Below are 18,097 nucleotides of genomic sequence, written 5' to 3' on the forward strand. Positions count from 1 at the left end.
AAAATTAATGTAGCGTGTTGTTCCAGAAATGTGATATCATTATCCAAAGGGTTGATAGGGGAAGCTATGGATATACAAGTTGAGGAGGGGAGATATAAATGGGAAAAGTAAAGGTATCTGTCGTTAAGGCAAACGGAATAAAGGGAAACGGGGAATTTATGGCCGGCAAATTTGTGAGATACGATGAAGACGTAGCAGCGATAAAGGCGGCGGTCAAGAAAGCCGTGGAGCTGTCCCTGGGAAGCATCGATGCCATAGTTAAGCCAGGGGATAGGGTATTGGTTAAGCCCAATTTGGCATTTCAAGCACCTCCTGAAAGTTTTGCCGTAGTAGATCCCAGAACGGTGGAAGCAGTAGTGGCTTTCCTTAAAGAGGAGTCCAAAGCTGCTGAAGTTTGGGTAGGCGATAATCCCTCTTTAGGGCTTCACGTTGGCAAGGCAAAACCAGCCTTCAAGGAATCGGGTATGGAAGAGGCAGCGATTCGCGGTGGGGCGGATAAGGTTATCTACTTCGATGAAGAATCCACTGTTGTCGTGGAAATCCCGGAAGGAAAGGTATTTAAAAAAGCCGAAGTCTTTAGACCTGTCCTGGATGCAGATGTCGTCATTAACTTACCCAAGATGAAAGTCCATATTGGAGGGACCGTTACTTTAGGCATAAAAAATTGGAACGGCATCGTTCCTAACAGGCACCCAAGCGGACAGCAACAGGGTGCCCACAGGATAGACCTTGGCCAGAAGCTGGCCGATATGCTTCGAATCAGAAAAGCTGATCTGACCATAGTAGACGGTATTATAGGCATGGAGGGACAGGGACCGCATGCGGGAACGCCGATCGAGATGAATTTGATAATAGCGGGTAGGGACACGGTGGCCGTAGATACAGTCACTTCGTATATCATGGGTTTTGAACCAGGGGAAATTCCGGCCGTTAGGATAGCTGCTACAGAGGGACTCGGAGTGGGTGATTTGGCCTCCATCGAAGTGGTGGGAGAAAAGCTTGAAAACGTCAGAAAGTTCTTCAAGCGGGCCAACGATAATCCTGTGGGAGTGTACAAAGGTCTGACGGTTCTTATCCAACAGACCTGCCCCGGATGTTATGTTTATCTGCGCGGTGCTTTAGATTCCTTCAAGAATACGGGTATAGACGTAGAGAAGATGGTGGCGGAGAAGGGCGAGTGTGTATTTATCGCGGGCGGAGTGCCTGATTTTGATCCTTTGTGCGCCGAAGGCAAAAATCTGTTTGTGCTTGGCGATTGCTGGAAATACTTCCCTTCCAAGGAAAAGGTCGAAGAAGCGATGAAGCTTGCAAAGAAAGTCTTTACATACCCAGGTTGTGCTCCCGTTTATGTCTTCTCAAAGGTAAACAGCGATCTTCAGGCCTTAGCTAAAGGAAAGGCGTAAAAACTCAATGGCTCAAGGCCAGCCTTGAGCCATTGAGTTTTTGGTATCACATCGACAATTCCTATTTTTGAAGAGAGAATAGAGAAGATAAAATAGGAAACTAAAGCAATTATCTTGGGAGGTGATGTCTCAGGATAGAGCTTTTTGGTTGTTTCCTTGCGGTTTTGTACAACATTTTGAGAGGAGGTTACAAAGGTGAATTTTGTTACGCTTCTTGCTTCTTTCGGTGGTGGAATATTTGGTGCGGCTTTAGGCGGGCTGCCTGCTTTCGTGTTCACCGGTTTTGCTGTTTTGGTTGGAGCAGCAGCTGTGCTTGGGGGGTCTTCCTTTGACTTTATTTCTAATGTAGCTTTTGGCCCTGTCTTCGGCCCTCACGTCGCCTTTTGCGGGGGTGTTGCCGCTGTTGCCTATGCCGCTAAAAAGGGCATACACGGAGCAGGTAAGGACATAGTCTCCGGAGGGGCGGGGTTCAAGGATCCCATGGCATTGTTGGTGGGTGGCCTCTTCGGCATTTTAGGTTATCTTTTGGTTTCTGTCTTCAATACAATTTTCCCAGCTGGCTTCACCGATAATATAGCTTTAACGGTGTTTTTGTCGAACGCCATAGCGCGTTTGACCTTTGGAAAAACAGGACTATTTGGTACGTTGAGCGAAGATGCACAGGCCCGAGGTCGATTTACACCGGGAGGAAACGACGTGTGGGTGCCCCACCAGCAGGATTTCGGTCAACTTTTTATAATTTCTCTGGGAGTTAGCTTAGTAACAGCATGGTATGCTCTTACTGTTATAGGAATAAATGAAGCATACTTCCCTGCGGCAGCCTTTGTAGGATTCGGCATCTCGGCTGCAAGTTTGGTGTTCCTCTGTTTTGGGATAAACGTTCCAGTTACGCATCATATGACGATCATCGCTTCATTGGCGGCTATTTTCAGCGGTTCTTTGTTCATTGGTGCCTTGATGGGCGTAATATCAGCCTTTTTAGGTGAATTTGCCTCTCGTACCTTTTTCATACACGGCGATACCCATATAGACCCTCCTGCGACGGCTATTTTTATAATGACCTTCGTTTTATGGGTGATCTTTTAGGCGGATAATTTAAAGCGATATAATTTGGCAAACAAAAAACAAGACAGCATCCATTTTTTCGTTGGATGCTGTCTTGTTTTTTTATGTGTATATCCTTTTTGCGATCGCCTCAATTTGAGCAAAAAGTACGACAATATATCTTTACAAAGAATCATTTTAAATTGAGAAAATAAAATCCGATTGGACATGTTTATCGTTTCATAGTATATTTAGTATTACATACAATATTATTGTATGTAATACTATGTGGGGATTTAACCTGGCAAAATTCCTGAAGAAAGTTGGAGCGGAACTTATCGTGACCGATATCTTCGAAGAAAACGTAAAAAGAGCGGTGAACGAACTGGGCTCAAAGGCAGTAAAACCCGATGAGATAATCGGTGCAGATTGTGACGTATTTGCACCTTGTGCGCTTGGAGCAATCATCAAGGATGACACCATAAATAAACTAAAATGTAAAATAGTAGCAGGTTCTGCCAATAATCAGCTCAAGGAAGAAAGGCACGGAGATATTTTGCAACAAAAGGACATTCTTTATGTGCCGGACTATATCATCAACGCCGGAGGCGTAATTAACGTCGTTGCGGAGCTGGAGCCGGGCGGATACATAAAGGAAAAAGCCACAAGAAAAGTCGAAGCCCTGTACGATGCTGTTTTGGAGGTAATAGAGATTGCAAAGAAGGAAAACATACCAACGTACAAAGCAGCGGACAGGCTGGCTGAAAATAGGATAAATTTATTGGCAAAGGTAAAAAGCACATATATAAAATAGCATTAAAGCACAGTTAACTAAAAAGAGAGCAGGTTGGCTTGCCTGCTCTCTTTTTAGTTGGCTATCGATAGAGCCTGAATCAGGCGTTTATCCTTAGGTATTTGAAGCGCTCTACTTGTTCTTTTATAGCTCTTTCTACGGGTATGCGTTCCATGCTCGATGCGCCAAAGAATCCCACGATGCCTTTGGTGTGGGCGAATATGTACTCGACGTCCTCGGGTTCAGCGATGGGTCCTCCGTGGCATATTACCATTACATCCGGGTTGACCGATTTCGCTGCGTCATGTATGTCTTGAACGCGTTTTGCTGCTTCCTCGAGGGTCAAAGCTGTCTTGGCTCCTATGCTTCCCTTTGTGGTCAACCCCATATGGGCAACTATAACGTCAGCGCCTGCCTTTGTCATGGCGATGGCTTGTTCGGCATCGAAGACGTAGGGGCAGGTGAGCATATCCAATTCGTGGGCCATTGCAATTGCTTTAACCTCAAGGTCGTAGCCCATTCCCGTTTCCTCCAAATTCTGCCTGAAGACTCCGTCGATCAGTCCTACAGTCGGAAAGTTTTGAACGCCGTCAAAACCCATCTCCTTGAGCTCTTTTAGGAATACTTTCATGAGCCTGAAGGGATCGGTTCCGCATACTCCCGCTAAAACGGGGGTGTTTTTTACGACGGGAAGAACTTCAGAAGCCATTTCCACGACTATGCCGTTTGCGTCGCCATAGGGGAGAAGCCCTGCCAACGATCCTCTTCCTCCCATACGATATCTGCCCGAGTTGTATATTATGATTAAGTCAGCTCCGCCGGCCTCCGAAAACTTGGCGGAAATCCCGGTTCCCGCACCACAGCCCACTATTGGTTTTCCTGCAGCTACGTTTGAACGCAACCTTTTCAAGGCTTCCTCTCTTGTTATGAATGGCATTTCTATTCACCTCCAGATTTATTTACCTGATAAAAACTCATACATTTTGTCCGTCACGGCCTTGGCAAATATTGGGTCATTTATGTTGGCGTCGATTTCGATAAGGGGAATGTCTTTTCTCAAATTTTGCTTCAATGACTTAAGGAGCGCTTCGTTTGCCTCGGGCCACCAAAATTCTCCTCCCGGCGAGTCAAGTTGCGATAGGCCCTTTAGAGGAAAGAAGATCGCGGTCGGTCCCTTTGAATGGTTCAGCCTTTGAGCCATTATCTCTCCGAGTTTGGCGTTTTCCTCAGGAGTGGTACGCATCAAGGTTACATTCGGATTCCATGGGTAAAGTTTTCTCTTTTTGTACTTTTCGGGAACTGTGTCGATGGCCCAAAAATTCACCATATCAAGACATCCGGGTGCTACGACTTGAGGGATGCCCTTCAAGCCTGCTGTCGTAAGCCTCTTCGGGCCCGCCGACATCACTCCTCCGCAGAGCTCATCGGCCAACTCCGTGGTAGTCAAGTCCAGAGCTGCCACGAAATAGTCGTTTTCGATCAAGTCTTCCATTGTCATTCCACCGGTGCCGGTCGAGTGAAACACCATGACTTCGTAATCTTCTTTTTCCATTATCTCCTTGCATTGATTGATCAGCTGGGTCGTATTGCCGAACATGGAGGCTGCTATCAATGGTTTGGTTGCGACTTCGGGGACTTCAGTTTCGAGCATTCCCGTGAGGGCTCCTGCTGCTCTGGAATAGACGCCTGCGCTTATCGCGTTCACTCCCGCTACGTCTACAATTGAAGGAATCATTACTATGTCCTTGGTCCCGACGTAAGGCTTAGTATCGCCCGATGCCACAGTAGATACTAACACCTTTGGAATTCCGAGGGGGAGAGCTCTCATTGCAGCAGATATTATGGCCGTTCCTGCGGATCCGCCCATACCAAATAGGGCGTCAAGTTGCCCCTCTTTAAAAAGCTTTTTCACGATTTCAGCAGCACCCTTTGTCATAACCGCCATGGCGAGGCCTTTGTCGCCCTTTCCTCTTAAAGAAGCTAAACTTTCTCCGCCTGCCTTTGCTACACTATCGGCATCTATGTCAGGTTTGAAAGAAGGATCGCCTATCACCCCTATATCTACGACGATAACTTTAAAATCCTCCGCTTCGATTCTTTTCTTGACAAAGGCGTAATCCTCACCCTTTGTATCCAGTGCGCCTATCATGACCACATTTTTTGCCATTTGTTTCACCGCCCTCCTGTTATAGTTTTTTCTTAAGGTGGTAGTGTTATTATATGTTATAAAGCTCCAAAAAAATACTCGAGAAGGAGTGGTGTGAATTGCTTTTGAATGAAGAAAGAAACTTATTAGTGGATTATGGCAAAAAACTCATAACGGCCGGACTTACCAAAGGGACGGGAGGAAACATAAGCGTTTTTAATAAAAGAGAAGGTTTAATGGCCATCTCTCCCAGTGGGATGGATTATTTCGAGACTAAGCTTGAGGATATCGTTTTAATGAATCTTGATGGCAAAGTAGTCGATGGCTTTAGAAAACCCTCGAGCGAATGGAGGATGCACCTGATTTTCTATCAGAACAGAGAAGACGTAAAAGCTGTAGTCCATACGCACTCCATGTTTGCCACTACCATAGCAACCTTGCGTTGGGATGTGCCTCCCGCCAGTTACCTTATAGCCTATGCGGGAAAGAAGGTCCCCTGTGCACCCTACGCTACCTTCGGCACGCAGGAGATAGCCGACGCTGCGTATAATACGATGGGCAAAGAATACAACGCCGTTCTGTTGGCTAATCATGGCCTTATAGCCGTTGGCCCCGATATGCCTTCTGCCTTCGGTATCGCAGAGATAATTGAGATGGTTTGCGAAATCTACTATAGGGCCAAGTGCGTTGGTGAACCGACGATACTCTCCGATGATGAGATGGATCTGATGTTGGAAAAGTTTAAGACCTATGGGCAGAAGTGAGTGATGCGAGATGAAGTTTCTAGTTGTAGGAGATGGCTTCGTAAAAAGCTTTCTCTTCGTAGATGTGTTTAGGAAGTATTTTCCCGATGCGGAATTTGTCGAACACGAAGTCCCTTGGCCCAACGAACCATTTTACGATACCGATGAAGTAAAAGAGTGTTCTGGCACCCCTGATGAGCTGATGCCTCTAGTCAAGGATGCAGATGTCTTAGTAGTCGATACGGCGCCCGTTACCGAAGCTTTATTACAAGCTGCTTCAAAACTAAAGGCAGTTGCGTGTACACGGGGAGGTCCCGTCAACGTCAACATAAAAGCTTGTACCTCAATGAAAATTCCGCTTTTCAATAGTCCCGGCAGAAACGAATCGGCAGTGGTCGAATTTACTGTTGGCGCAACGCTGGCTTTGATGAAAAACATGGCTTTAGGACACTATGAGTTAAAACGTGGGATATGGAGGGGCGACCTATATCTTTACGACAAGGTCGGCCCGGAACTTTCCGATCTTACTGTCGGCATAGTGGGCTACGGAAAAGTAGGGCGTAACGTCGCAAAGATGTTTTCCCTATTTGGATGCCAAGTTTTAGTTTACGATCCCTATGTAACGCCTTCAATTATTGAAGAAGAAGGACACAAAAGCACAAGTTTTGAGGAGCTTTTGAAGACGGCAGATGTGGTCAGTTTGCATGTCAGGCTTTCCCCCGAGACGGAGAAGATGATGGATGGAAGTAAATTTAACTTGATGAAGTCCACTTCTTATTTCGTCAACACGGCAAGAGGCGGCATAGTGGATTACGATGCCCTCTACGAAGCTTTGGCGAAGGGGAAAATAAAGGGTGCCGCTTTAGATGTGTTTGATCCCGAACCGCTGCCCCCCGATCATCCTTTGACGAAGCTGGATAACGTCCTGTTGACGCCCCACATCGCAGGGGCGTCGCAAAAAAGTGCGATCAGGGGCATTGAAACGGTCGCCGGATCGCTTTATTTGTATTTTGATAAGGGAGAGCTAAAAAATTGCGTCAATAAAGAAATATTTAGCTGATTCGCTTGATCTTTAGTGAAAACCGAGTGAGGAGGGATAGGGATGAAAAAGTTTTTGATAGGGATCGATGCGGGCACATCTATGGTCAAAAGCGTGGTTTTTGACGAAGAGGGCAATGAGCTGGCAGTGGCTAGGCAAAGGACTGCTGTGTTAAACCCAAGGCCAAATTGGGACGAACAGGATATGAACGAAGTATGGGAAGCCGTAGTCAAAACTATTAAAGAGGCCGTCACAAAAAGCGGCGTCCCCGGCAAACAGGTATGCGCCATGGGAGTGACGGGACAAGGAGATGGGTGTTGGCTCATTGACGAAAAGGGCAATCCGGTGCGTCCTGCCATTTTATGGTCAGACGGAAGAGCGGGAGATTTAATTGCAAGATGGCAAGCGGAGGGCATAAGCGATAAGGCCTATAAGATTTTGGGCTCCGTTCTTTTTTCTGGGGTTCAGGCTGCAATAATTAAATGGCTCGACGAAAACGAACCGGAGTCTTTGACAAGATCGCGATGGGCCTTGTACTGCAAGGATTGGCTAAAGTACAAATTAACCGGTGAAATCACTACAGATGAGACCGACGGATGTGTTCCGCATTTTGATATAGCTAAACGCAGATATTCGGAAGAATTGTTGAAGATGTACGGGACCTTAAAGTATGAATATTTACTTCCCCCTGTAAAAGCTCCCCTTGAAAATCATGCACCCCTTAGCCAAGAGGCGGCTTCGCTTCTAGGGCTTCCGTCGGGCATACCGGTAATAGGAGGACCCTTCGATGTGATCGCCACGGCTACCGGCGTGGGTGCTATACACCCTGGCGATGCCTGCTCCATAATTGGTACCACATGCTTTAACGAGGTAGTAATGGACGGTCCTTATATAGAGCCGATGAACGTTGGATTTACAATGTGTCACGGATTTTCCGGACTGTGGGTGAGGGCCATGGGAGTCATGATGGGAACGCCCAACCTCGATTGGATTTTGGCGCAGGTGGGGAGGCCCTACGAAGAGGAAGCCGCAGAAAGAGGTATGTCCTTCTACGATGTGATAGAAGAGCACGTGAAAAAGCTTGAGATAGGAGCCGGAGGAGTGGTATATCATCCCTACCTTAGCGCTAGCGGCGAAAGAGCCCCCTTTGTCAAGCCCACTGCCAGAGCCCAGTTTTTCGGGATCACCGCTACTCACAATAGAGACAATCTTGTAAGAGCGGTATATGAGGGCGTGGGATTTTCAATGATGGACTGTTATCAATACATCCCCATGAAGGTAAATCGAGTAAGGATATCGGGGGGCGGTGCCCAAAGTGCCTTTTGGTGTCAGCTTCTATCGGACATGACCGGGCTTCCCCTGGAAGTGCCTAAAGGTTCCGAGTTCGGAGCCAAGGGTACGGCTTTAGTCGCAGGGATAGCTGTCGGTTTATACAAAGATATCGAGGATGCCGTCAATAAAACAGTCCAATTAGAGAGACAATACCAGCCAGATGTGGAGAAGACGAAACGGGCAAGGGCCTTTTATACGTTGTATCGACGGTTGTATGAACACGTGTGGGACGATTGGGATCTTTTGCAGGACATACTGACACAACGTTTCTAACCTTGAAATTATTTGTCAAAGGGACAAAAGGGGATATCTCAAGTGCCTTTCCTTTTGTCCCTTCAAAAATAGCGAGATCGCATGAATGTATGAATGAAGCGATGAGAAAATATATAACAAGAATTACTTGGCAGAAATATATACAAAAAGATGGTGTTAGAGCTCTTGCCATCGGAGTGTTTTCATACTGCTTGAAATATTGCCCACGGTGAGGTTCTGTGATGCTATGGAAGTTCGTTTTAAGGGAGTTTTGTCGATATTCTAACCATTCGACACCTTTTTGTATATAAAAGCTAGACCAATAGAGAGGAGAGATAACCGTGTGTGATACTTGGGTGGCTTTAAGAGATGCAACAGCTTCGGGCAGTGTAATATTTGGGAAAAACAGCGACCGTCCTTTTTTCGATTGTCAACCCCTAGTTCTTCATTCTAGCCGTGAGTGGCCAAGGGGTAGCGCCATACAATTAGAATATATTTCAATTCCACAGGTTGATATGACCTTAACAACCTTGGGCTCGAGCCCTTATTGGTGTTGGGGATATGAAGAGGGGATAAACGAGTATGGTGTTGTGATTGGCAATGAAGCCATATTTACCAAAGGGTTTAGGGATTCAGCTAAAAAGTACCAGATTGGCAAAGGGCCCGATCTTGGTTTGACGGGGATGGATATTGTACGTTTAGCATTAGAAAGGGCTATAAGTGCAGAAGAAGCTATTTATGTGATAGGAAAATTGGTGGAAGAGCATGGCCAGTTCGGTTCCGGCGTTCCTTCCCAGGATCATGTTCAGGGAGGTTATGATAATTCCTATATAGTTGCAGATAGAAAAGAAGCATGGATTGTAGAGACAGTCGGTAAAAGATGGGTGGCCAGAAGGGTTATTGGCGGGATTGCTTCGATATCTAATGAGCCATCGATAAGAAATCATTGGGATGCAGGTTCATCGGATATCGTGGACTATGCTATTATGATGAAGTGGTGGCCTGAAAAGTTAAGAGGATCTTTTGATTTTGCCAGGGCGTATATCGATGATATGAATTCAAGACAGGTTTCACACATTAGGGCACAAAGAAGCAGAGATATACTTAAACAGAGTTATGGCAGGATCGATTTATCTGTCATGAAGACAATAGCGAGAGATCACTATGAGGGAACATTTTTAGAAGGTCCATATTTTGACGCAGCTGATCCAGATTTCCAGAGTATATGTATGCATGTTTCTCCTACTGGATTTACGTGGGGCAATACTTCAAGTTCCTGTGTTGCTGTGCTTCCTAAAAATGACGATGATATACCTGTTTTTTGGTGGGCTCCGGGACCTCCCTGCAATAGCTGTTATGTCCCCTTTTTCGTGGACGGATCGGCGTTGCCAGAAACTGTAAGCGAGGCAGGTTCTTTTGGAAAGGTATTAACTCCTCCTGTCAGTGCGACCGAAGACAGTTTTTCCCCTAAGTCCTATTGGTGGCTTTTTAGAAGGTTGATGGACCTTACTAAAGGAGATCCAATAGCGAGCTTGCCAGGATATTACGACGAAAGAAATCCTGTTGTGCGATCGTATTTCGACGAATTAGAGTCTTCTTTTGAGCAGGAAGTACCCGAAATAATTGAAAGAGCACAACGAATTGGTGGCAACGACAAGAAGGGCAGAGCCGAAATCTTTGATCAGTTTACAGCCCAATGTGTGAAGAGAGTGGTAAGTGTATTGGAAAAACTACTACATAATTTTTCATCATGATGTCATGGCTTGCGGATAAATATTAAATAATATGAAATAGTTCTAAAAAGCGCTCAGGAGGCTTTTGGAAGTTAATTGTAGAGAAAGATATTTGGCTATAAAGAAAGCCAAACAAGGGCAGACCAAGTCCTTTGGATATGTTATGGGGCGTGTTTCTAGAATCTTACAGGAATTTGACACTGTCATTGTATAAAAGAACTTTTGGAAGAGGAAAATGATAAGTTATAATTAAATATAGCAATTAAGATAATGTTAGCGATTTCTAGAGAGACGATAAGATGGCGAGTTATGGTTCCTATGAATGGTGGAATGAGATAGTCGAGCTGGAAAAACTCAAAGATCTGGTAGACAGATTTGCCGCGGCTATGCATGTTGGTGCCGTGATAGCTGCTACTGACGGAACTGCGCTGACGATACCCAGCAATTTTTGTGCCTTTTGTCGGAGGCTTCGCTCTCACCCCGAAGGTAGGTGCGGTTGCGAAAAAAGCGATGCTTGGGGAGGTCTACATGCCCTAGATTCGGGAGGTCCTCTGGTTTATCGATGCCATTGCGGGTTGATCGATATGGCAAGTCCGCTCATGATCGAAGGTAGATTGGTAGGCACGTTATTGTGCGGCCAGGTGTTACTCAGGCCCTATACAGAGGAGGAGGTTCGCAGCGAAATAGCTCCCCTTTGGCCATGTAGCGCCGATGAATTGGACGATTGGGTCAATGATTTTTTGGCTCTTCCCGTTGTAGACGAGTCAACCGTAATGAATGCCATGAATCTCTTAAATGTCATGGCTTCTCACGTCGTAGAGTTATGCGAGCGCCATTTGATAGAAAGCAAGCTGCTGCACAGGACTATGGAGTTGGTCACAGCTCAGCGCGACAAGGAGATGCTTGAAAGGAACTTGAAAATGACTCAGCTCAAGGCCCTCCAAAACCAGTTAAACCCTCATTTTATGTTTAATACTTTAAATATCATGTCTCGCTTGGCAATGTTCGAAGGAGCTCCTCAAACACAAGAACTTACTGTCCAATTCGCTGACTATTTAAGATATATACTGAAAAGGCAATCCAGGGAAGAAATGGTCCCCCTTTCAAGCGAGATCGAGTGCCTGAAACAGTATTTAGCCATACAAAAGGTCAGATTTGGCGATCGTTTTTCATATATTTTAGACATAGAGCCTGAGGCTTTATCGTGCAAGATTCCCTTTTTAATACTTCAACCAATAGTTGAAAATGCCGTTGTTCATGGGATCGAGCCTTCTCTCAAACCGGGATTGGTTTGCATAAGCGCCAAGATTGAGAATAAGAAACTGGAGATCACCATAGAGGACAACGGAGTCGGTTGTTCCTTGGACGAAATATCCGAGGGCGTGGGTATTTCCCATGTTAAAGAGAGGCTTAAATTACTTTACGGAAGAGAGGCATTATTCGATATATGGAGCGAACCAGAAGTCGGTACGAAAGTAAGTCTAAGCTTACCATCTGTGGAGGATTAGGTCATGTCCAGGAAAATACTCGTCGTTGAGGATGAGCCGCTGGAAAGACGCGCACTGGTCGAAAGGCTCAAATCTTTTCCTGTCTACTTGGAATTGGACGAGGCTTCTAATACGGTGGATTTTGAAAATAAGGTACGTTCGTGGAATCCTGACGTGGTTTTGCTCGATATAAAGGTTCCCGGCGGAAACACTTTGACATCACTGGGAAAGCTGCGAAGCGAAGGTTTTCAGGGCAAGGTTATAATTGTGACTGCCTACGATTTTTTCGAATACGCCCAGCAGGCTGTGGGGCTAAACGTAAATGCTTTTTTGGTAAAACCGATCAAGGATGAAGCTCTTTGCGACGCCATAGGCAAAGCGATAGATGAAATAAAGGAAGCCAACAGAACGTCCCAACAACTGTTGAGGCTGAAAAAGTTTATATTGGATAACAAGAACTTCGTGGCATCCCTGATGATGCAGAGCATAATTAACGGCGAAGAGATTACCGAGGGGCTCAAAAACGTGGCTAGGGAAGTTGGATTTTTACCTACAAGGGAGTTGCATGTCTTTGGAGTGGTAGCTTTGGGTACATCAGATGTAGAGGAGAACCAGTGGCCTCAGCTGACCCTTTTGGGAGAACTTCAAAGAACCTTGGGGGAGTCTGTTTTTTTGGTACCCTGGGTTCATTACATAACTCTCATATTTTTTAATGCTCCCTTGGAAAGTCCTGAGACAGTTGCGTATAAAGTTTTCGACATGGCTTTACAAAACGATATCCATTGCAATATCGTTTATATGGGGAAAATCAGAGATTTAAACGAAATTTCGGAGATTCTACCCAGTTTGGAAGAGACGCTGGAAGAAAGCATTTTAGAGGGTTTTGGGAACTTCATATACGGGCAACTTAAGCCCAAAGTGGAAAAGGTAAAAACGGATGCCGGCCAAATTGATTTCAACGAATCATTTTCGGTCGTTTTGGAAGGTATAAGAGATGGGCAATTGCAACTTGTAAACGAGGGAGTCAACAGGTTGTTCTCTCTTTTATCTCAATGTGAAGTAACAAGGGCCAACGTAGAAGTTGTAAGATTGCTGTTTGGAGGCTATTTAGGTCAAATATGTCAGTTGCTTTTAGATCTGAAATGCGACGAAGAGGCTATCAAGACTTGGGCCAGAAGGCAGGTTAGGGATATGATGATACCGGTCAGGAGCCTCGTCGACCTAAAAAACATGTTTTTTATCTCCCTCGAAGAGGCGTGGAGGGTCAGGCAGAGTGTAAAAGATCCGGAATTGGTATTGATTCAAAAGGCCTTAACGTACATTGAGGAAAATTTGGGCGAGGCTAATTTATCCAAAGTTGCCCAACACGTATATGTTAGCCCCAGCCATTTGAGCAGGATGTTCGGAAGGGTCTTGAACAAGAGGTTTATTGATGTCATAAAAGAAAAGCGCATAGAACGCGCTAAGAAATTACTTGCAATGGGATACAACGTCACCGAGACAGCTTCCGCTGTGGGATATGAAAATATCGCTTACTTCAGCACCCTCTTTAAGGAAATGGTTGGTTATTCCCCAAGTGAATACAAGAAATCACTTCCCTTTTTAAAAGATGGCACCTGATGCCGGATGAATTGTTTTTTCAGTAATAGAAATATGAGCAAGAAAACAAAAGTTTAGTAAAAGGACCTGAGGAAGAGCATCTCAGGTCCTTTGTCGTATGCGCTAGCACAAAATTTGATCAAAAATGAGTTATTTGCTTTTAATGCAATATTATTGCTTTCCTAGTTTACTAATACATGGTATAGGGGGTGCTCAAGTGGAGGGTAGCGAACGTTTAAGAGTTATCCAGGAATACGTCCCCGGCAAACAAGTCACTTTGGCGCATATTATAAGAAATCCAAAGGGAGACCTTTGTCAGAAAGTGGGTATCGACAGGGCTGGAGCGATAGGCATCATGACAATTACCCCCGGCGAGGGTGCCATAATAGCTGCCGACATAGCGAGTAAATCCTCTGCCGTAAACGTGGAGTTTGTGGATAGATTCACTGGTTGTGTCATCCTTACGGGCGAAGTTGCCTCCGTGGAAAATGCCCTAAGCACAGCTGTTAATTCCCTCAAGGATGCGCTTGGGTTTTTTCCTGCCGAGGTCACCTTTACATAATGTGTGTCATGGTTATCGGGCCGTCAGGTGCCGGCAAGACAACGCTGTTGAAGGCCTTAAAGTTGCTGGAAGATGAAAGGCCCCTTCGCAAAACGCCCTTTTTTCAATTTTCCGGCAAGGCAATTGATACGCCCGGTGAATTTTTTGATCTACCTCGTTTTTATCATGCATTAATTACGGTTTCTTCGCGTTCACAAATAATACTCCTTTTAATTGACCCCACAAATTTAAGACAGTTTCCCTCCCGTTTTACTAAGTCTCTGAGGTCTAAGGTCATCGGAGTTATAAGCAAAGCGGATTTAGTCAATGAAGATCGGATAAAAATTGCAAAAAAGTTTTTGGCGGAAGCGGGAGTTGAGGAGGTGGTTTGCGTCTCTGCCTTAACAGGAGAAGGGATAGCTGCTTTAAAGCAAAAAATTGAAAAGTCCATCAGGAGGTGTGTAAGACCGTGAATGGAGAAGCGTTGGGTATGATCGAAACAAAGGGACTGGTCGGAGCCATCGAGGCTGCCGATGCAATGGTCAAAGCAGCGAACGTCAGACTTATCGGCTACGAGAAAATTGGTTCGGGCCTGGTTACCGTAATGGTTCGCGGTGACGTTGGAGCGGTGAAGGCAGCGGTTGATGCGGGAGCGGCCTCGGCGAAACGTGTAGGCGAGATAGTTTCAGTTCACGTCATTCCAAGGCCACACAGCGATACCGAGAAGCTTTTGCCTAAACTGGGCTAAGCCACCTTGTGGAGGTGTGATTGATGGAACAAGATATCATGCAAAAGGTCATGGACGAAGTTATGAAACGCCTCGGAAGCGGCAGCACTGTCGTAACCCCCGAGAAGGCTACGCAAGAAAAGGAGAAGTGTGAAACGCCAAATGTGAGCGTACAGAAGAGTGTCGTTGGCGTTACCGAATACGTTGGCATCTCCGAGGGCGACACCATCGGCTTGGTCGTGGCCAACGTTGAGCCTATGCTTCACGAAAAGTTGGGCATAGACAAAAAGTTCAGATCCGTGGGGATCTTTTCGGGCAGAACAGGTGCAGGGCCTCAAATAATGGCTGCCGATGAAGCGGTAAAAGCTACCAATACCGAGATAGTGTCCATAGAGCTTCCCAGGGATACCAAAGGTGGAGCCGGTCACGGATCGTTGATAATTTTCGGGGCGGAAGACGTATCCGATGCAAGGAGAGCCATTGAGGTGGCTTTGAAGGACTTGCGCCGCACCTTCGGAGATGTTTATGCGAATGACGCAGGACATCTTGAATTTCAATATACTGCCAGGGCCAGCTATGCCTGCAATAAAGCCTTCAACGCGCCTGTCGGAAGGGCCTTCGGATTAATAGTGGGAGCTCCTGCAGGCATTGGTTTCGTCATGAGCGATGCGGCTTTAAAGGCCGCTGAAGTTGATTTGATCGATTACTTGTCGCCTACAAAAGGATTATCCCTTACGAACGAAGTAGTTATAACTTTCACGGGTGATTCCGGAGCCGTTCGGCAGGCTTTGATAGCGGCAAGAACGATAGGTAAAAAGCTGCTTGGCGCAATGGGTGCTGAGCCTAAATCGGCTACGACCCCTTACATTTAGGGATTGTCGAATACGGAGGGGGCGAACAAATTGGCTGAAAAGAAGAGCAAAAGATTTGAAGTACTGAACAATAGGCCGGTACATAAAGACGGTTTTATTGCCGAATGGGTGGATGTAGGACTTTATGCGATGGGAAGCCCCAATGACCCAGTTCCGTCAATAAAGATCGAAAACGGCAAAATTACCGAAATGGATGGCAAAAAACGCGATGACTTCGACATGATAGAGCAGTTCATTGCTAATTATGCTATCGATACCGAGATAGCTCCGCAAGCCATGGCAAAAAGTGATGTAGAATTGGCGAAGATGTTGGTGGATCCAAATGTATCGAGAAATGAAGTCACAAAGATCTTTCAGGGTTTGACGCCGGCCAAGATAAACAACGTAATGGACTGTTTGAACATCGTCGAAATAATGATGGGCATATCTAAAATGAGATCCCGCAAGACTCCCGCAAACCAGGCTCACATCACGAGTGCAAAGGATCATCCTGTACAGCTTGCTGCCGATGCCGCTGAAGGAGCTTTGAGGGGATTTGTGGAACTGGAAACAACGGTGGGCGTGAATCGATATGCTCCTTTAAACGCGCTCTCATTGCTGATAGGTTCTCAGACCGGCAGGCCAGGGGTGCTCACCCAATGCGCTCTTGAAGAGGCCTTCGAACTACAAATAGGAATGAGAGGACTTACGAGTTACGCTGAAACGGTATCCGTATATGGCACCGAAAGCGTGTTTATAGACGGGGACGATACGCCTTGGTCTAAAGCTTTTTTGGCATCTGCCTATGCAAGTCGAGGGCTGAAAATGCGCTTCACTAGCGGCACCGGTTCAGAGGTTCAGATGGGTGCAGCCGAGGGGAAAAGCATGCTATATCTTGAAACCAGGTGCGTTATGATAACCAAAGGCGCCGGAGTGCAGGGTCTGCAGAATGGATCCATCTCCTGCATAGGAGTTCCCGGAGCCGTTCCAAGCGGCTTAAGGGCCGTTGCGGCAGAAAACTTAATCACCGTGACGCTTGATATGGAAGTTGCTTCAGGTAACGACCAGACCTTCTCGCATTCGGACTTGAGACGAACTGCACGCACCATACCTCAGCTTTTCTCTGGGACAGATCTCATCTTCTCCGGTTATTCAGCCGTACCCAATTACGACAACATGTTTGCCGGTTCCAACTGGGATATTGAGGATATGGACGACTATCTGGCTATTCAGCGTGATTTCAAGGTCGACGGTGGTAATAAGCCTGTCTCCGAAGAAGAAGTAGTCGCTGTCCGCAATAAGGCTGCAAGAGCGCTCCAGGCCGTTTACGATGCGCTGGGATTTCCACCCATAACCGATGCCGAAGTCGAAGCTGCAACTTATGCTAACGGAAGCAATGATCTGCCCGACAGAAACGTGACCGAGGACTTGAGGGCGGCGGAAAGGCTTTTGAACGAGGGTATAAACGGCATCGACATTGTTAAAATACTAGCTCAAAGGGGTTTCAGAGATATAGCTGAAGCTATCGTAATGATGATGCGCCAGCGGGTTTCCGGCGATTATCTGCAGACTTCAGCCTGGATAGATCGTGATGGTACTGTTTATAGCTCCGTTAATGATCCCAACGATTACCAGGGCCCCGGCACGGGCTACAGAATATCGGAAGAGCGTTGGAAGGAAATAAAGGAAATCCCCTGGGCGATAAGGCCCGAGGACGTATAGGGAGGGGAAGACAATGCAGGTCAACGAAGAATTGATTAAAAAGGTAATAGCGGAAGTTTTACAAGAAGTAATGGGAGAGCAGGCCAAGACGTCTTCCCCCACGGCCACCCTGCCTCAAAGGGGAGGGAAAATGACTTTAGTGGAGGTTGGTGTGGCTAAGAAGGGGACTGATCCAAAGGAAGTGGTAGTTGCCATCCCTCCGGCCTTTGGAACCGTGTTTACCGAAACGATAGTGGAAGTCCCTCATAGCGAGGTTTTGAGGCAGGTCTTTGCGGGTATTGAAGAAGAAGGTCTTAAACCAAGACTTGTGCGCGTATATCACACTGCCGATGTGGGGTTCATAGCTCACCAGGGCGCTAAGTTGTCCGGTTCGGGCATAGGTATCGGTATATTGTCCAGGGGCACGACGGTCATACATCAACGGGATCTAAACCCACTGAACAATTTAGAACTTTTTCCCCAGGCACCCCTTCTCGATGCCGAAGTTTTCAGGGCAATAGGCCGCAATGCGGCGAAATATGCTAAAGGGGAACACCCCACTCCGGTGCCGACAAGAAACGATCCCATGGCTCGTCCTCGTTATCAGGGTATTGCAGCACTATTACACAATAAAGAAGTGCGCTATTTAGACCGCTCCAAGTCACCGATGGAGCTTGAAGTTCGTTTCGAATAAGAGGGGGCGTTA

At 46.3% G+C, this 18,097-nt stretch carries 17 protein-coding genes; 15 read left to right on the forward strand and 2 right to left on the reverse strand.

The genetic code is table 11. From position 1 onward, the window contains the following. Window positions 1–98 precede the first annotated feature (98 nt). The 3 genes from HMPREF1705_RS05240 to HMPREF1705_RS05250 all read left to right on the forward strand — a co-directional run bounded on the left by HMPREF1705_RS05240 (window position 99) and on the right by HMPREF1705_RS05250 (window position 3,261). Window positions 99–1,403, forward strand: coding sequence for a DUF362 domain-containing protein (locus HMPREF1705_RS05240; RefSeq protein ID WP_057940745.1), 1,305 nt, complete (start codon window positions 99–101; stop codon window positions 1,401–1,403). A 195-nt stretch (window positions 1,404–1,598) separates the two neighbouring features. Next, complete coding sequence (locus HMPREF1705_RS05245; RefSeq protein ID WP_057940746.1) at window positions 1,599–2,489, forward strand: hypothetical protein; 891 nt, start codon at window positions 1,599–1,601, stop codon at window positions 2,487–2,489. Between the two features lie 244 nt (window positions 2,490–2,733). Beyond that, the gene (locus HMPREF1705_RS05250) at window positions 2,734–3,261 is read left to right on the forward strand and encodes a Glu/Leu/Phe/Val dehydrogenase family protein (protein ID WP_242603535.1); all 528 of its coding nucleotides are present in this window, start codon (window positions 2,734–2,736) and stop codon (window positions 3,259–3,261) included. 79 nt (window positions 3,262–3,340) lie between these two features. On the opposite strand, the gene HMPREF1705_RS05255 is transcribed toward HMPREF1705_RS05250, so the two are convergent. Further along, a complete protein-coding gene (locus HMPREF1705_RS05255; protein ID WP_057940747.1) occupies window positions 3,341–4,177 on the reverse strand; it encodes a phosphoenolpyruvate hydrolase family protein in 837 nt (278 codons plus the stop codon). An 18-nt stretch (window positions 4,178–4,195) separates the two neighbouring features. After that, the gene (locus HMPREF1705_RS05260; RefSeq protein WP_057940748.1) at window positions 4,196–5,407 is read right to left on the reverse strand and encodes a Tm-1-like ATP-binding domain-containing protein; all 1,212 of its coding nucleotides are present in this window, start codon (window positions 5,405–5,407) and stop codon (window positions 4,196–4,198) included. A gap of 98 nt (window positions 5,408–5,505) precedes the next feature. Between HMPREF1705_RS05260 and HMPREF1705_RS05265 the strand changes: the two genes are divergently transcribed. The 12 genes from HMPREF1705_RS05265 to HMPREF1705_RS05320 all read left to right on the forward strand — a co-directional run bounded on the left by HMPREF1705_RS05265 (window position 5,506) and on the right by HMPREF1705_RS05320 (window position 18,085). After that, on the forward strand, window positions 5,506–6,150 hold the full coding sequence (locus tag HMPREF1705_RS05265; RefSeq protein WP_009201850.1) for an L-fuculose-phosphate aldolase: 645 nt from the start codon (window positions 5,506–5,508) through the stop codon (window positions 6,148–6,150). Window positions 6,151–6,160: 10 nt separating this feature from the next. Further along, window positions 6,161–7,189 (forward strand): 2-hydroxyacid dehydrogenase, encoded by a 1,029-nt coding sequence (locus HMPREF1705_RS05270; protein ID WP_009201849.1) that lies wholly within the window; start codon window positions 6,161–6,163, stop codon window positions 7,187–7,189. 42 nt (window positions 7,190–7,231) lie between these two features. Then, window positions 7,232–8,773: an FGGY-family carbohydrate kinase gene (locus HMPREF1705_RS05275; protein ID WP_009201848.1), complete on the forward strand. Its 1,542-nt coding sequence runs from the start codon at window positions 7,232–7,234 to the stop codon at window positions 8,771–8,773. Window positions 8,774–9,093: 320 nt separating this feature from the next. Further along, window positions 9,094–10,506, forward strand: a complete 1,413-nt coding sequence (locus tag HMPREF1705_RS05280) for a C69 family dipeptidase (protein ID WP_040348281.1) — start codon at window positions 9,094–9,096, stop codon at window positions 10,504–10,506. 278 nt (window positions 10,507–10,784) lie between these two features. Next, complete coding sequence (locus HMPREF1705_RS05285) at window positions 10,785–11,993, forward strand: PocR ligand-binding domain-containing protein (protein ID WP_009201845.1); 1,209 nt, start codon at window positions 10,785–10,787, stop codon at window positions 11,991–11,993. A gap of 3 nt (window positions 11,994–11,996) precedes the next feature. Then, window positions 11,997–13,592: a helix-turn-helix domain-containing protein gene (locus tag HMPREF1705_RS05290; protein WP_009201844.1), complete on the forward strand. Its 1,596-nt coding sequence runs from the start codon at window positions 11,997–11,999 to the stop codon at window positions 13,590–13,592. Between the two features lie 196 nt (window positions 13,593–13,788). Then, the gene (locus HMPREF1705_RS05295; protein ID WP_040348279.1) at window positions 13,789–14,133 is read left to right on the forward strand and encodes a BMC domain-containing protein; all 345 of its coding nucleotides are present in this window, start codon (window positions 13,789–13,791) and stop codon (window positions 14,131–14,133) included. Further along, the gene (locus HMPREF1705_RS05300) at window positions 14,133–14,585 is read left to right on the forward strand and encodes a EutP/PduV family microcompartment system protein (protein ID WP_057940749.1); all 453 of its coding nucleotides are present in this window, start codon (window positions 14,133–14,135) and stop codon (window positions 14,583–14,585) included. The genes HMPREF1705_RS05295 and HMPREF1705_RS05300 overlap by 1 nt, the downstream gene beginning before the upstream one ends. Beyond that, entirely contained in the window at window positions 14,582–14,860 is a 279-nt protein-coding gene (locus tag HMPREF1705_RS05305) for a BMC domain-containing protein (protein ID WP_009201841.1), read from the forward strand. The genes HMPREF1705_RS05300 and HMPREF1705_RS05305 overlap by 4 nt, the downstream gene beginning before the upstream one ends. Before the next feature lie 23 nt (window positions 14,861–14,883). After that, window positions 14,884–15,711 (forward strand): propanediol utilization microcompartment protein PduB, encoded by an 828-nt coding sequence (pduB, locus tag HMPREF1705_RS05310; protein ID WP_009201840.1) that lies wholly within the window; start codon window positions 14,884–14,886, stop codon window positions 15,709–15,711. 30 nt (window positions 15,712–15,741) lie between these two features. After that, the gene (locus HMPREF1705_RS05315; protein WP_040348277.1) at window positions 15,742–17,412 is read left to right on the forward strand and encodes a propanediol/glycerol family dehydratase large subunit; all 1,671 of its coding nucleotides are present in this window, start codon (window positions 15,742–15,744) and stop codon (window positions 17,410–17,412) included. A 13-nt stretch (window positions 17,413–17,425) separates the two neighbouring features. Then, window positions 17,426–18,085, forward strand: coding sequence for a propanediol/glycerol family dehydratase medium subunit (locus HMPREF1705_RS05320; RefSeq protein WP_009201838.1), 660 nt, complete (start codon window positions 17,426–17,428; stop codon window positions 18,083–18,085). Window positions 18,086–18,097 lie beyond the last annotated feature (12 nt).

This window comes from Acetomicrobium hydrogeniformans ATCC BAA-1850, from assembly GCF_000160455.2.
Lineage (GTDB): Bacteria > Synergistota > Synergistia > Synergistales > Acetomicrobiaceae > Acetomicrobium > Acetomicrobium thermoterrenum.